The organism is Streptomyces sp. SAI-127, from assembly GCF_029894425.1.
Taxonomy (GTDB): domain Bacteria; phylum Actinomycetota; class Actinomycetes; order Streptomycetales; family Streptomycetaceae; genus Streptomyces.
Map to the genome: position 1 here is coordinate 353,676 of NZ_JARXYJ010000001.1, position 13,090 is coordinate 366,765.

14 protein-coding genes are annotated in these 13,090 nt (G+C 70.5%); 2 read left to right on the plus strand and 12 right to left on the minus strand.

Going from position 1 to position 13,090, the window contains the following annotated elements:
• Position 1 precedes the first annotated feature (1 nt).
• From M2157_RS01790 to M2157_RS01800, 3 genes are read right to left on the minus strand one after another with little or no spacing between them, the layout of a single operon-like run.
• The gene (locus M2157_RS01790; protein WP_280864159.1) at positions 2-1,183 is read right to left on the minus strand and encodes an FAD-dependent oxidoreductase; all 1,182 of its coding nucleotides are present in this window, start codon (positions 1,181-1,183) and stop codon (positions 2-4) included.
• Positions 1,180-1,518: a bifunctional 3-phenylpropionate/cinnamic acid dioxygenase ferredoxin subunit gene (locus M2157_RS01795; RefSeq protein WP_280864160.1), complete on the minus strand. Its 339-nt coding sequence runs from the start codon at positions 1,516-1,518 to the stop codon at positions 1,180-1,182. The genes M2157_RS01790 and M2157_RS01795 overlap by 4 nt, the downstream gene beginning before the upstream one ends.
• On the minus strand, positions 1,515-2,708 hold the full coding sequence (locus M2157_RS01800; RefSeq protein WP_280864161.1) for a cytochrome P450: 1,194 nt from the start codon (positions 2,706-2,708) through the stop codon (positions 1,515-1,517). Before M2157_RS01800 ends, M2157_RS01795 begins: the two co-directional genes overlap by 4 nt.
• Positions 2,709-2,856: 148 nt before the next feature.
• Here M2157_RS01800 and M2157_RS01805 point away from each other — a divergent pair, with 148 nt between their 5' ends.
• Positions 2,857-3,786, plus strand: coding sequence for a LysR family transcriptional regulator (locus tag M2157_RS01805; protein ID WP_280864162.1), 930 nt, complete (start codon positions 2,857-2,859; stop codon positions 3,784-3,786).
• Between the two features lie 275 nt (positions 3,787-4,061).
• Positions 4,062-5,048, plus strand: a complete 987-nt coding sequence (locus M2157_RS01810; RefSeq protein WP_280864163.1) for an ornithine cyclodeaminase family protein — start codon at positions 4,062-4,064, stop codon at positions 5,046-5,048.
• Between the two features lie 305 nt (positions 5,049-5,353).
• Here the strand turns inward: M2157_RS01810 and M2157_RS01815 are convergent, their stop codons facing one another.
• From M2157_RS01815 to glnT, 9 genes are all read right to left on the minus strand, one after another.
• On the minus strand, positions 5,354-5,593 hold the full coding sequence (locus M2157_RS01815) for a hypothetical protein (protein WP_280864164.1): 240 nt from the start codon (positions 5,591-5,593) through the stop codon (positions 5,354-5,356).
• A 299-nt stretch (positions 5,594-5,892) separates the two neighbouring features.
• The gene (locus M2157_RS01820; protein WP_280860018.1) at positions 5,893-6,444 is read right to left on the minus strand and encodes a cysteine hydrolase; all 552 of its coding nucleotides are present in this window, start codon (positions 6,442-6,444) and stop codon (positions 5,893-5,895) included.
• On the minus strand, positions 6,441-6,635 hold the full coding sequence (locus tag M2157_RS01825) for a hypothetical protein (RefSeq protein ID WP_280860019.1): 195 nt from the start codon (positions 6,633-6,635) through the stop codon (positions 6,441-6,443). The genes M2157_RS01820 and M2157_RS01825 overlap by 4 nt, the downstream gene beginning before the upstream one ends.
• Positions 6,636-6,844: 209 nt before the next feature.
• Entirely contained in the window at positions 6,845-7,477 is a 633-nt protein-coding gene (locus M2157_RS01830) for an XRE family transcriptional regulator (RefSeq protein ID WP_280864165.1), read from the minus strand.
• A 9-nt stretch (positions 7,478-7,486) separates the two neighbouring features.
• On the minus strand, positions 7,487-8,575 hold the full coding sequence (locus M2157_RS01835) for an FAD-dependent oxidoreductase (RefSeq protein WP_280864166.1): 1,089 nt from the start codon (positions 8,573-8,575) through the stop codon (positions 7,487-7,489).
• Entirely contained in the window at positions 8,572-9,891 is a 1,320-nt protein-coding gene (locus M2157_RS01840; protein ID WP_280864167.1) for an FMN-binding glutamate synthase family protein, read from the minus strand. Before M2157_RS01840 ends, M2157_RS01835 begins: the two co-directional genes overlap by 4 nt.
• Positions 9,892-10,058: 167 nt before the next feature.
• Positions 10,059-10,733: a glutamate synthase gene (locus M2157_RS01845; RefSeq protein WP_280864168.1), complete on the minus strand. Its 675-nt coding sequence runs from the start codon at positions 10,731-10,733 to the stop codon at positions 10,059-10,061.
• The gene (locus M2157_RS01850; RefSeq protein ID WP_280864169.1) at positions 10,721-11,578 is read right to left on the minus strand and encodes a glutamine amidotransferase family protein; all 858 of its coding nucleotides are present in this window, start codon (positions 11,576-11,578) and stop codon (positions 10,721-10,723) included. Before M2157_RS01850 ends, M2157_RS01845 begins: the two co-directional genes overlap by 13 nt.
• A gap of 57 nt (positions 11,579-11,635) precedes the next feature.
• Positions 11,636-12,964, minus strand: a complete 1,329-nt coding sequence (glnT, locus tag M2157_RS01855) for a type III glutamate--ammonia ligase (protein ID WP_280864170.1) — start codon at positions 12,962-12,964, stop codon at positions 11,636-11,638.
• Between the last annotated feature and the right edge of the window lie 126 nt (positions 12,965-13,090).

The window sequence follows — 13,090 nt, forward strand, 5'->3', positions numbered from 1 at the left end:
GCTACCGGGTGCTCCAGGCGCCGCGGAGATCCCGCCGCAGCCGTCCGAACTCCCTTGGGCTGTCGACGGCGAGGACGCCGGTGATCTCGCCGTCGCGCCGGTACACGGCTGCGAAGCTGTCGTCGAACGAGCCCGAGACGAGTTCGAGCACGTCGTCGACGCCAGGTCGGCCGGCGATCTGGAGGTGGACGCCGTACTGGTCCGACCACACATAGGGCAGCGGGTCGTGGACCGGTTGTGCCGTGGGGTCCTGCCCTCGCAACGTGGCCAGCAGCGATCCGGCCGCGATGACCGGCATGTCCCGCGCGTTGGTCCAGTGCTCGATGCGCAGCCGCCCCCCGCGGCAGCGGTACGCGGCCACGTCGCCCGCCGCGACGACCCCGGGCACGGTGGTCCGGCACCGCTCGTCCGTGAGGACGCCGTTGTCGCAGGCGACACCGGAACCCGTCAGCCACTCGGTGTTGGGCACGGCTCCCACGCCGACGACCACCACGTCCGCGGGAAGGAGGCGGCCGTCGGACAACTCCACCGCTCGTACCCCGTCCTCGCCGACGAGGCCCGTGACAGCCACGCCGGTCACCAGAGCGACCCCGTGGTCCGTGTGCAGGCGACCCAGGATGCCGGCGGCGTCGGGCCCCAACTGACGTAGCAACGGCTTTTGTTCGTACTCGACGATGGTCACCTCGTGTCCAAGGGCACGCGCCGTGGAGGCGACCTCCGCGCCGATGAACCCGCCTCCCACCACGACGACCCGGCCGGGACGGGACAGGTCCTCGCGCAATCGGCGCGCGTCATCGAGCGTGCGGAGGGTGTGCACCCCAGGCAGCCGCGGCATTCCGGGGAGTGTGCGAGCGCGGGCTCCCGTGGCGATGACCACACCGTCCGCGTGCAGGGTTCGCCCGTCGGCGAGGGTGAGCGCCCGGGAGGCCGGATCGAGAGCGGTGGCGCGGGTACCGAGCAGCCATTCGGCGTCGAGCACGGCACGCAGGTCTTCGTCCGTCAGCGCGATGTCCTGGCTCTCGCACTTGCCCAGCAGGACCTGCTTGGACAACGGGGGCCGGTCATAGGGCTGCGCGGTCTCCTCGCCGACCAGCACGAGACGCCCGTCGTAGCCCTCGGTGCGGAGGGCTTCGGCGGCTCTGACACCGGCCAGCCCGGTGCCGACGACGGCGATCGTGGTCATCGCGCGGTCTCCGCGGTCGGCGCCAACGACGTTGCGTCGACGCACACCATGCCGTCGACGACCTGCACGACATGTGTACGGATGGGCCGCCGCGCGGGCGGGCAGTCGGGCCTGCCGGTGCGCAGGTCGAAACGTGACTCGTGCAGCGGGCATTCGATCTCATGGCCGTCGAGCCAGCCGTCGGACAGCGAGGCGGTCTCGTGGGAGCAGGTGTCGTCGATACAGAAGACACGTTCGCCGACCTTGACGAGTGCCAGGGGAACCGGCACGTCGGGCCTGGCGACCCGGGTGACCACACCGGGGGTGAGGTCCGCGATCGGACAGAGCTGTATCACTGTGCCGCTCCCTTCACGCCCTGGGCGTCGTGACGCATGAGGACCGATTCCGGTCCGCGGAACATCCAGCCGACGAGGTTCGGAGTGCTGGTGACGCACAGCCCGGTGAGCGAGCCGAACAGTGCGGGCACCGCGGTACGCAGCTGCTCCCGCGCCAGGTAGGTGCCGAGGCAGTAGTGGGCGCCGAGCGAGAAGGCCAGATGGTCCGACAGCTCGGGACGGTCGATGTCGAAGGCGGCGGGGGCGGCGAACTTCCGGTCGTCCCGGTTGGCCGACGCGGCGAGCGCGAGCAGCTTGTCCCCGGCCCGCAAGGTCACGTCCCCCACCGTGTGGTCGACGGCGAGCTGACGCGGAAAGGCTCCGACGGGGGTGAGCCAGCGCATCGTCTCCTCGATGGCCGCGTCGAGGGCCTCGGAGTCGGCCAGCACACGGTCGCGCAGCTGAGGCTGTTCACACAGCTGCCAGACCAGGGTGGCCAGCGCGTGCCAGGGCTCGTTGAAGCCGCCGGAGATCATCAGGCGCACCTGAGTGGCGATCTCCTCGGTGGTGAGCGGTTCGGCGAGCTCGGCGTGCACCATCGCCGAGATCACGGTGTGGTCCGGTGCGGCCGTCACGCGGGCGACGGCCTCGCGGACCAGCTCCCCCACCTCGGCCCTGGCGCGTCCGGCCCGTTCCCAGACCGCGGGGTCGTCGTCGTGGTTGGCCAGACCCGCGATGAAGGCACGCGACCACTCGACCACCTGCTCGGTGGTCACGTCGGGCAGCCCCGCCGTCCGAGTCAGCGCCTGAGCGGCGAACGGCGCCGCGAACTCCGTCACCAGGTCGAACTCCGGCTTCTCGGCCAACCGCCCGGCGAGTTCCGTGGCGTGCGAGGTGAGCCCCGCCGACCACTGCTGACGCACGTTGCGGCGCTTCAGCGGGCCGTCCACCGCCGAGCGCAGCCTGCGGTGGGCGTCGCCGTCGGTACGGATCATGACCAGACCCATGGTGCGTTCGGCGAGGGAGTTCACCTGGTGCGCGGTGAAGATCTCGGGGTGCTCGTCGACGAAGACGACGTCCTCGTAGCGGCTGACGAGCCACAGACCGAGCCCGTCCGACCAGGCCCAGGGCTCGTCGTCCCTGAGCTCGCGGTAGACGGGATACGGGTCGGCGTAGAGGTCCTTGCTGGTGAGATTGCGTGCGATGGACATGGCGGCTCCTCACGTGTCGGCGACATCCGGACAGGGGATGTCGGCCGCATCGGGCTGCAACGACTGTGCGGTACGCCGCCTGAGCACGGAATACTCTGGAATCCAGCAATGCGCCGACAACAACCACAGGAATCCTGAGGTATGGACCATGACGCTCTCACTGCGCCAGCTCCGGTTCTTCGTGGCGGCGGCCGAGGCCGGAACCATCGCGGGCGCCGCGGCACGCGAGCACATCTCCCAGTCGACGATCGCCCTGGCCGTCAGCGAGCTCGAGCGCACCCTCGGCGTCCAGCTGTTCCTGCGCCGCCAGGCCAAAGGGCTGACGATCACTCAGGCCGGCCTGGCCGTGCTCGCCGACGCGCGCCCGCTGCTCGCCCACGCGGACGAACTGGTCTCCAGTGCACGCAACCTGGGCGGGGAGCTCTCCGGGAACCTGGCGGTCGGCTGCTACACGACCCTGGCCCCGTTCCTGATGCCCGGCGTCCTGGAGGGTTTCGCCACCGAGCATCCGACGGTGCGGCTGAGCTTCGCGGAGGGCACTCAGGTGGAACTGCAGGAGAAACTTCTCGACGGCAGCTGCGAGATGGCCCTGCTGTACGACCTCGACCTGCAGCCGGGCATCCAGCAGGAGACGCTGTACATCACCCGGCCGCATCTGCTCCTGCCCCGCGCGCACCCCCTGGCCGGACAGGCGCCGGTGAGCCTGCACGACCTCGCGGACGAACCGATGGTCATGCTCGACAACCCGCCGAGCCTGCACTACTTCACGGAGCTGCTCGCTTCGCTCGGCATACGGCCGGTGATCCGGCACACGACGAGCAGCTTCGAGACAGTACGGTCCCTGGTTGCGCGCGGCCTCGGCTACTCACTTCTGATCCAGCGGCCCGCCTCCGGCATCAGCCACGAGGGCGTACCGCTGACCGAATGCGAGATCCGGGAGGAGGTGCCGGACATGCCCGTACTGCTCGCCTGGCCCGCCCGCGCCAACCTCACCAGACGAGCCAAGGCGTTCGCCGACTTCTGCCGCCGGGCCCTTGCGGACGGACCGGTACGGCCGGCGGTCGGGGATCGCACGTGATCCGCTTCAGGGAAATCTCGGTGTAGCCACCTTTACCGAAAGGCGCGCACAGGATTGCGGACAGTGCGGCCGCCACTTAATGTGAGCACGAATCGAAACGATACGTACCGCATCGGAGGGAGTGGGCCGGTCGCCCGACTCGTGCCCCACCGGATCCCCCGCGATCTGCTCGGCCCGGCCGTCAACGAGCCCATGGACGCGAGGAGATGGCGTATTCCGGCCTGTCGCGCCCCCCTCTCCTCCGGTCGCCCGGCTCACCCGCAAGGAGCTTCCCCATGGCCGTGTATCTCACCGACGACGACGTCCGTTCCCTGCTCGACTGGGAGTCCGCGCTGAAGGCTCTGCACGAGGCCTACGCCGCTCCGGTCTCCGAAGCGCACTTTCCCCCGCGGACGATGGCCAGGGGCGAGGCGGAGTGGATGCGCACCCTCAGCGGGATACTGCCGAGCAGCGGCGTGATGGGAGCCAAGCTCATCGCCGTGTCGAACGGCAGGCGCAGGGGTGCCTACCTCGTGGCGCTGTTCGACCTCGAGACCACGGAGTTGGTCGCCCTGCTGGACGGCCGGTCGATCACGGGCTTCCGTACCGCGGCGACCTCGGCCCTCGCCGTCCGGTTCCTGGCACCGCAAAGGCCGCTCTCGGTCGCCGTCATCGGCTCGGGGTTCGAGGCGACGAATCACCTTCGTGCCCTGGCCGCGACGCGGGAGCTCACCTCCGTACGGGTCTACAGCCCGAGCCCGGCGAGCCGAGCCCGGTTCGCCGGGTCGTTCACCGACCTGGCGGCCGAGGTGGTCCCCGCCGAGGCGCCGGAGGACGCGGTCGACGGCGTGGATCTGGTGCTGTGCGCCGCGCGGTCCCGGGACGAGACGCCCACCGTTCGCGGCACCTGGCTCAAGCCGGGTACGACAGTCGTGTCCATCGGGTCGACGCTGCCCGAGCAGCGCGAACTCGACCCTGTCGCCATCGACCGCGCGGATGTCGTGGTGTGCGACCTTGTCGACGAAGTCGCCCATGAGACCGGCGACTTCATCGCCGCACGGGCCGAGGGCCTGGAGTTCAGCGACAAGCTCGTTTCTCTCGCCGACGTGGTCTCCGGTCGCGCACCGGGCCGGACTGGAACCGATGACATCGTGCTCTACAAGTCGGTCGGGTCCGCTCTGCAGGATCTGACCGTGGCGGCTCTGTGCGCGCGTCTCGCGGGCGAGCGGGGCGCTGGTGTGTCTCTGGACGCCCGCATCAGCCGTGCCTTTCAAGAACACTGAATGGTCATCAGCCCCTTTAGCCGGGCCACTACGCCCCCCGGGGTACCCGCAGAGCAGCCACCCCGGGGGGGGCGGTCCGAACTCGCCGACACCGACGCGGCCTTGTGCGTGATGTCACCCGTCTCAGGGGATAGTCCGTAAGAACACGGCCCGCGAGCAAGGCCGCCCAGGCATCATCGAAGTGCCCCTCCCAGTCCCGACGGGTGTAGCCGAACCACCGATGGCGTCGGCCACTCCGCGGGTACCGCGTCCGCCGCCACGAGGTTGCTCGTGGTCCGGCACCGGTGTCGCGATAACAGGCGGTACTACCGAAGCGGGGACGCCGAGCCGTCGAGCCAGGCCGCCCCTCGGGCGTACAGGGCCTCGACTTCGGGTCCGGCCAGTCCGGTCAGTCCGGGCATGTCGGGCTTGACCGGGTAACCGATCCTGCTCTGGAGGTAGGCGAGGTGCCGGCAGCCCTCGGGGAACGCGGCGAGCAGGTCGGGGTCGAGATCGGGGCCGGTGCCCATGCTGACGGGATCCAGCCGGTCCTTCCAAATTGTCACCGAACATGAGGCGAGCCGGATCATCGCGCAGGACGCCGGCCTGGGCTTCGAGCGCAGTGACGACGGCTCTGCCAGATCTTCACGCAGACCGGGCGCACGACCGAGGTCAAGCAGCGCCTCTTTGCGAACGCCCCCGCCGACTGGGCCCTCGGCTCGGCCGCGCCCAGTACATCGAAGGTGATCTCCGCGCCACGCTGTAGCGGCCGCATCCTGAGCACCGACTGCCACCCGCCCGCGGAGCGCGCGGCACTCCAGGGGGCGGTGGCTGCGTGGTGGACGGCGGCGGCCAGGGGCGAGGGTCACGCCAGAGGGCCGCCCAGCAGTTCCGTGACGGTCGTGACGCGGACGAGCGGCCGGTACAGGTCCATGACGTGCAGGGCCTGGGCGTGATAGTCGTCGTCCACGCCCGCGCAGGCGTCGGCGACGACCAGCACCTCCACTCCGGCGTCGGCGGCGGCGAGCGCCGTGGACAGTACGCAGCAGTCTGTGCTGACGCCTGCCAGGACCAGGCGGCCTCCTGGTGCGGCTCGGGCGGCGAGTTCGGGGGTCCACTTGCCGAGAGTGGACGCGTCCAGGACGTCGTGCGCGAGGGGCGCGAACTCGTCCGTCAGCCGCCAGAGCGGGGCGTCGGGCGGTTGGAGCGCGAAGGGCCATCGGTCGTAGTAGGCGCGCCAGGCGCCGGTGGGCTGCGCGGGGGCGATGAAGCGGGTGAAGGTGACACGCTCGGCGAAGGCCGGCAGCAAGCGTCGTACGCCTGCTGCCGCCTCGGTGTAGCGGGGAGCCGCCCAGGGGCTCGCGGGGTCGGCGAAGACGTCCTGCATGTCGATGACGGCAAGCCAGCCGGTCGTCATACGGTCACCGCCCCCTCCTGTGCGCGGACGCGGTCCCGGCCCAGGGCCGGCGTGCCGAGGAAGCCGGGGGCAGTGGCAGTGGCAGGCCGGGTGAGCAGCAGCGGGACGGCGGGCACCTCGCCGTAACGGTCGTCGGGGTGGTGGAGGGACAGCGGTCGGTCCGCTGTCGTGTCGGCTCGGTGTTCCGTCATCGTCGACCTGTCCGTCCTGGTGAGTGGGTGGGCGGGGGTGGCGGGAGAGTAGCCGACGCTGCGATCCACGACGGAGAGCGGGATGACCGCCGTCGGGTCGTCCTTCCGTGCGCAGACTCCTTCAGAGGAGTTTAACCGAGAGAAACATTGTTTCACAACAGTAGACAGGGACGTCACAGGACTGCTCCGCGGCTGATCAAGGCCGAGCTTCAGTGCTGGGGGCTGTCCCCGAAGGCCGTCACGGTGAGGAACTGGATGGGGAGTTCGACCAGCGTCTCCGGGCCGTGCGGGGCCTCGCCGTCGAACTGGAGGGCGTCGCCGGGGCGCAACGTGTAGCTGGACTTGCCGTGGCCGTAGACCATGACGCCTTCCAGCATGTACAGGAGTTCGGTGCCCGCATGCTGGAAGAGCGGGAAGACCTCGCTCTCCTCGGTCAGGGTGACCAGCAGGGCGTCCATCCGCTTGTGGGCGCCCCGGAGCGAGCCGAGCTGGGCGTACTCGTGACCGACCCTGGTGCCCCGCCGGACGATCCGGGCGCCGTGACCGGCGGGGACGAACACCGCCTCGCGTTCGTCGTCCATGCCGCGGAACAGGGCCGTGACGGGCACGTCCAGACCGCGGGCGAGCCGGGAGAGCGTGGTGAGACTGCACGCGGTCTGGGCATTCTCGATCTTCGACAGCATGGCCTTCGAGATGCCGACCCGCTGCGCCATGTCGCCGACCGACAGCCCGGCCGCCTGCCGGTATTCGCGGGCGCGGACCGCGATGATGCGCTCCAGCGCCTTGTCGTCGGAGTCGTCGGGGTCCGCGGAGTCCGCTGCGGGGGTGGGGTGCTCGGTCACCGGCGCATCCTAGCCCGCGCGGTCCAGCCGGAAGCGCGGATGGGGCTCGGCCCGGCCGGTGGCGAGGTCGGCCGCCATCGCGCCGATGAGCGGGGCGAATTTCGCGCCGTGGCCGGAGCACGGGGAGGCGATGACGAACGGGCCGTGCCGGTCGAGGACGAAGTCCTCGTCGTGGGTGGTGGTGTAGAGGCAGGTCGCCTCGGCCACCGGGTCGGGTTCGAGGCCCGGGAGGCGGTCGCGTACGAAGCCGCTCACCCGCGTGCGCGACGACGCGTCGACGACCCCGCTGCGGGTGCGGGCGGTGGTGGGGGTGCCGCGATCGTGCTCGGCGACCTTGACCGCGGGCAGCGGACCGCCGTCGCTTCCGGACGGCAGCCCGTAGAGATGCAGTTCCCCGTCCCAGATCAGGGTCGGCCACCGCACGGACGGATCCCGCTGCCGGAAGTGGAAGACCTGCTGCTGGGTCACCTCCAACGGCGGTAGGGAAAAGGGCAGTTCGAGGGCCGGCAGCCAGGCACCGACTGCGATCACCACGGTGTCGGCGACGATCTCGCGGCCGTCGTCGGTGTGCAGGAGCACCTTCTCGCCGCCCTGGACGTCGATGCCCGTGACGCGCACGCCGATGATCCCTTCCGCGCCGTGCTCGATCGCCCGCCGAACGCAGGCCGCGACGGTCTGGTCGGCGTCGACGACGCCCGCGTCCGGGTGGTACAGCACAGGGCCTGTGATGCGGAGGTACGGCCAGCGCTCCGAGGCGGCTTCCGGGCCGAGGAGTTCGTGGGGCACCGCGGCCGCGTCGAGGAGGGCGGAGAGTCCCTCCGTGTCGCGGTCCTCGCCCATGTCGAGGCCACCGGTCGTGCGCAGCAAGGGAGTCGAGCTGTCGTCCTCCAGTTCCCGCCACTGCTCGTGCGCCTGCCCGGTCAGCCGTACGTAGAAGGGGTCGGCGTACGCCCGCCGGAAGATCCTCGAGCTGCCGTGCGAACTGCCGTGACTGTGGCCGATGTCGTACGCCTCGACGAGCGTGACCTCGTGGCCGCGACGGGCGAGCTGCCAGGCGGTGGCCGCGCCCATCAGTCCGGCGCCTACGACGGCGATCACAGACCCTCCCCGGGGATCCAGTTCGTTCCCGCGAGTGGGACGCGGGCCATGGCGGCGGACTCGATCGTGAGCGCGACCAGGTCCTCGGGCTCCAGATGCAGGAGGTGGGCCTTGCCGCAGGCGCGGGCAAGGGTCTGGGCCTCCATGGTCATCACACGCAGGTAGTTCGCGAGCCGGCGACCGGCCTCGACCGGTTCGAGGCGGGCGGCGAGTTCCTCGTCCTGGGTGGAGATGCCGGCCGGGTCGCGGCCGTCCTGGTAGTCGTCGAAGTAGCCTGCGGCGGAGCCCAGTCGACGGTACTCGGCATCGTACTTGGGGTGGTTGTCGCCGAGCGCGATGAGCGCCGCCGTCCCGATCGCGACCGCGTCCGCGCCCAGAGCGAGGGCCTTGGCCATGTCGGCGCCGCCGCGGATGCCGCCGGAGACGATGAGCTGGACCTCGCGGTGGACCCCCAGCTCCTGCAGCGCCCGCACCGCTTGGGGCAGCGCGGCCAAGGTGGGGATGCCGACGTGCTCGATGAAGACGTCCTGGGTGGCGGCCGTGCCGCCCTGCATTCCGTCGACGACCACGACGTCGGCGCCCGCGTGGACGGCGAGCTTGACGTCGTAGTACGTCCGGGTCGCGCCGACCTTCACATAGATCGGCTTCTCCCAGTCGGTGATCTCGCGCAGTTCGAGGATCTTGATCGCGAGGTCGTCCGGGCCGGTCCAGTCGGGGTGGCGGCAGGCGCTGCGCTGGTCGATGCCGACGGGCAGCGTCCGCATACCCGCGACCCGTTCGGTGATCTTCTGGCCGAGCAGCATGCCTCCACCGCCGGGCTTGGCGCCCTGGCCGAGGACGACCTCGATGGCGTCGGCCTTGCGCAGATCGTCGGGGTTCATGCCGTAGCGGGACGGCAGGTACTGGTGGACGAGGTGCTTGGAGTGGCCCCGCTCCTCCGGGGTCATCCCGCCGTCGCCGGTGGTCGTCGAGGTGCCGACTTCGCTGGCACCGCGGCCGAGGGCCTCCTTGGCCTGGGCAGACAGGGCGCCGAAGCTCATGCCGGCGATGGTGACGGGGGTGGCGAGGCGCAGGGGGTGCTTGGCGTGCCGGGTGCCGAGGACGACGTCGGTGTCACAGCGCTCGCGGTAACCCTCCAGCGGGTAGCGCGACATGGAGGCGCCGAGCAGCAACAGGTCGTCGAAGTGCGGAAGCTTCCGCTTGGCGCCCCAGCCACGGATGTCGTAGACGCCGGTCTCGGCGGCTCGCTGGATGGCGTGGATGGTGGCACGGTCGAAGGTGGCCGACTCGCGCAGGCCGTGGGCTGCGGGTTCCAATGTCAACTCCTCTGATGGGGCGAGGTGTCGCGCCCCCTGAGGGGCGCGGGGCCGTACGGGTGTGCGGCTCACCGCGCGGGCGCGACCGGCGACATCCGGCCCGCGGAATGCGGATGGAAACGGAAGGCGGATGAATACGGACTCCCAGCGGGGCTGATACGCCGCCGCTAATACGCCGCCGAGTTGCCGACGTTGAAGTGGTATAGCGTCCTGGCGGAGCCGTACCGTCGGAAATCCGCCGCGTCCTCGTCCCGCTCGGCCGCCTTGAGCAACTCGGCCAGTTCGACGAAGTGTTCCGCCCGCATCTCCTTCTCCACGCAGTCCGCGCCGAGGGACTTCACCGCGCCCCGGACGTAGATCCGCGCCTCATAGAGGGAGTCCCCGAGGGCTTCCCCGGCGTCGCCGCAGACGACCAACCGCCCGGCCTGCCCCATGAATGCGCTCATGTGGCCGACGTTTCCGCCGACGACGATGTCCACGCCTTTCATGGAGATGCCGCACCGGGCGGACGCGTCCCCGTCGACGACGAGCAGTCCGCCGTGCGCGGTGGCCCCGGCCGACTGGGACGCGTTGCCGCGCACCCGCACGGTGCCGGACATCATGTTCTCGGCGACTCCGGTGCCGGCGTTGCCGTGGACGGTCACCGTGGCGCGCTGGTTCATGCCGGCGCAGTAGTAGCCGACGTGACCTTCGATGTCGACGGCGAGATCCTCCCGGACCCCGCAGGCCACGGCGTGCGCGCCGCGCGGGTTGAGAACTCGCCAGGACGCGGCTTCGGGGGCGTGCAGGGCCTGGTTGAGCTCCCGCACCGGTGTCCTGGCCAGGTCGATCAGCGTCGCCATATGTACACCTCTTCCGGCTCGGGTTCGAAGATCCGGGCGTTCTCGATACCCGGCAGGACGTCCAGCGCCCGGTACTCGGAGGCCATCGCCACCCACGCGTCGGTCTCGGCGACCAGCGCCGGCTTGCAGGCGATGGCGTCGCGGACGACCGCGAAGGAGTCGCCGGTCGATACCAGCAACGTGTAGAAACCGTCGAACCGCTCGCACAGCAGCCGCAGCGCCTTCTCCAGGTCGGCGCCCTGCTCCAGCTGGTGGGCGACGAAGCGGGCGCCGACCTCGGAGTCGTTCTCGCTGTCGAACTCGACGCCTTGGGCGCGCAGTTCGCGGCGAATGGTGGCGTGGTTGGCGAAGGAGCCGTTGTGCACCAGGCACTGTCCGGGGCCGACGGAGAAGGGATGGGCGCCCTCGGGGGTGACCGCCGACTCGGTGGCCATGCGGGTATGGCCGACGCCCTGCCAGCCGCTCACCCCGGCGAGCCCGAACGCGTCCGCCAACTCGACGGGATTCCCGGTGCCCTTGAGTACGGCGAACCCCTCGCCGGAGCCGATCACAGTGGCTTCGGGAAGCGCGGCCGCGAGCTGGTCGGCACCGGCGTGCACCACGGTGGTGGCGTCGGCGTCGAAGGCCACCACCCCTGGCAGCGCGGCTTCCACCTCGGTCTTCGAGGTGCCCAGCAGTGAGACGACGGCCTGTCCCGGCGGGGACAGCCGCGGGTCGCCGTACACCGCGACACCCGCCGAGTCCGGGCCCCGCTCGACGACCTGGCCGAGCATCGCGCTCAGCAAGTCGCCGAGCCGTGGTTCGAGTGAGGGGTCACGCAGATGGAGCCCCACGATTCCGCACATCTCAAGTCCCTTCGGAAGGCGGTCAAAGGCGGAAGGCGATCAAAAGGCGAGAGGCGATCAGAAGGCGGTCAGATAGCGGTCGAGCTCCCAGGGGCCGACCGTCGCGTGCCAGTCGAAGAACTCCTGGCGCTTGAGGTCCGCGAAGTACCGGCTCACGCCGCTCCCGGCCACGTCCAGGGCACCGCTGATCACGTCGTCCGTCTGGAGGGCTTCGACCGCGTGCAGCAGGGTCGGCGGGAGTTCGGGGCCCTTGCCGCCCGCGCCCGGCTCGCCGGGGTCGAGGCCGCGCTCGATGCCGTCGAGGCCGGCGGCGAGGGCGGCGGCAGCGGCGAGGTAGGGGTTGGCGGCGCCGTCTCCGCCGCGCAGCTCGATGCGGTTGCCGTCGGGGACGCGGACGAAGTGGGTGCGGTCGTTGCCGCCGTAGCCCGCCACGCGCGGTGACCAGGTCGCGCCCGAGCGGGTGGAGACCGCGCCGGTGCGCTTGTACGAGTTGACCGTCGGGGCGATCACGGCCTGCAGGGCCGGCGCGTGCTCGACGACCCCGGCAAGGAAGGAGTAGGCGAGCGGGGAGAGACCCAGTCCGCGTCCGTCGGTGGCGTCGGGGAAGGTGGGGTGGGCGCCCCGCCACAGCGACATGTGCATATGCATGCCGGTGCCGGTGCGGTCGGTGAAGGGCTTCGGCATGAACGTGGCCGTCATGCCGCGTTGTTCGGCCAGTACCGACACCAGGTACCGCATGGTGATGACCCGGTCGGCGGTGGTGAGGGCGTCGGCGTGCTGGAAGTTCTGCTCGAACTGGCCGTTGCCGTCTTCGTGATCGTTGGCGTAGTTGCCCCAGCCGAGGGAGTTCATGGCGCTGGAGACCGCGGTGAGGTGGTCGTACATCCGGGTCAACCCGCGTGCGTCGTAACAGGGTTGGGCAGCGGTGTCCCTGACGTCGGCGACCCTGAGCACTCCGTGCTCGTCCCGGTTGACGAGGAAGTACTCGACCTCCGCGCCCACGGAGAGGGACAGCCCCTGCTCGGCGGCCCGCTCCAGCAGTCTGCGCAGGATGACACGCGGGGCGTACGGCCAGGGTTTCCCCTCCACGTAAGGGTCGCAGTGGACGAGCGCGAGACCGGGCTTCACGAAGGGGACCGGCGTGTACGAGGACGCGTCCGGCCGGGCGATGACATCGGGGTCGCTGGGCTGCTGGCCGAGCGCGCCGGCCGCGTACCCGGCGAAACCGACGCCCGCGTCCCGGAGTTCCTCAACAGCTTGGGCTGGGACGAGCTTGGCGCACGGCTTGCCGGTGAGGTCGACGAAGACGGCGAGCACGAACTCGATGCCGTCAGCGCGGACCAGCTCGGCGAGATCGGGGGCGTCCGCTTCCGGGTCGGTCGTCATGGCCCCTCCCAGGGTGTCCACTGTGGTGAATCAATGTTGCATCTGAGTAGACCTCTACGGTGTTACGGCCGGATTTCCGCCGTGGAAGGTCCCCGTAAGCCGAAGGGCCGGGTCCGCCTCCGAAGA

Coding starts and splice junctions, on each gene's coding strand:
- M2157_RS01790 (WP_280864159.1), bottom strand. CDS start 1,183: ATGACCACGATCGCCGTCGTCGGCACCGGGCTGGCCGGTGTCAGAGCC.
- M2157_RS01800 (WP_280864161.1), bottom strand. CDS start 2,708: ATGTCCATCGCACGCAATCTCACCAGCAAGGACCTCTACGCCGACCCG.
- M2157_RS01805 (WP_280864162.1), top strand. CDS start 2,857: ATGACGCTCTCACTGCGCCAGCTCCGGTTCTTCGTGGCGGCGGCCGAG.
- M2157_RS01810 (WP_280864163.1), top strand. CDS start 4,062: ATGGCCGTGTATCTCACCGACGACGACGTCCGTTCCCTGCTCGACTGG.
- M2157_RS01820 (WP_280860018.1), bottom strand. CDS start 6,444: ATGACGACCGGCTGGCTTGCCGTCATCGACATGCAGGACGTCTTCGCC.
- M2157_RS01825 (WP_280860019.1), bottom strand. CDS start 6,635: ATGACGGAACACCGAGCCGACACGACAGCGGACCGACCGCTGTCCCTC.
- M2157_RS01845 (WP_280864168.1), bottom strand. CDS start 10,733: ATGGCGACGCTGATCGACCTGGCCAGGACACCGGTGCGGGAGCTCAAC.
- M2157_RS01850 (WP_280864169.1), bottom strand. CDS start 11,578: ATGTGCGGAATCGTGGGGCTCCATCTGCGTGACCCCTCACTCGAACCA.
- glnT (WP_280864170.1), bottom strand. CDS start 12,964: ATGACGACCGACCCGGAAGCGGACGCCCCCGATCTCGCCGAGCTGGTC.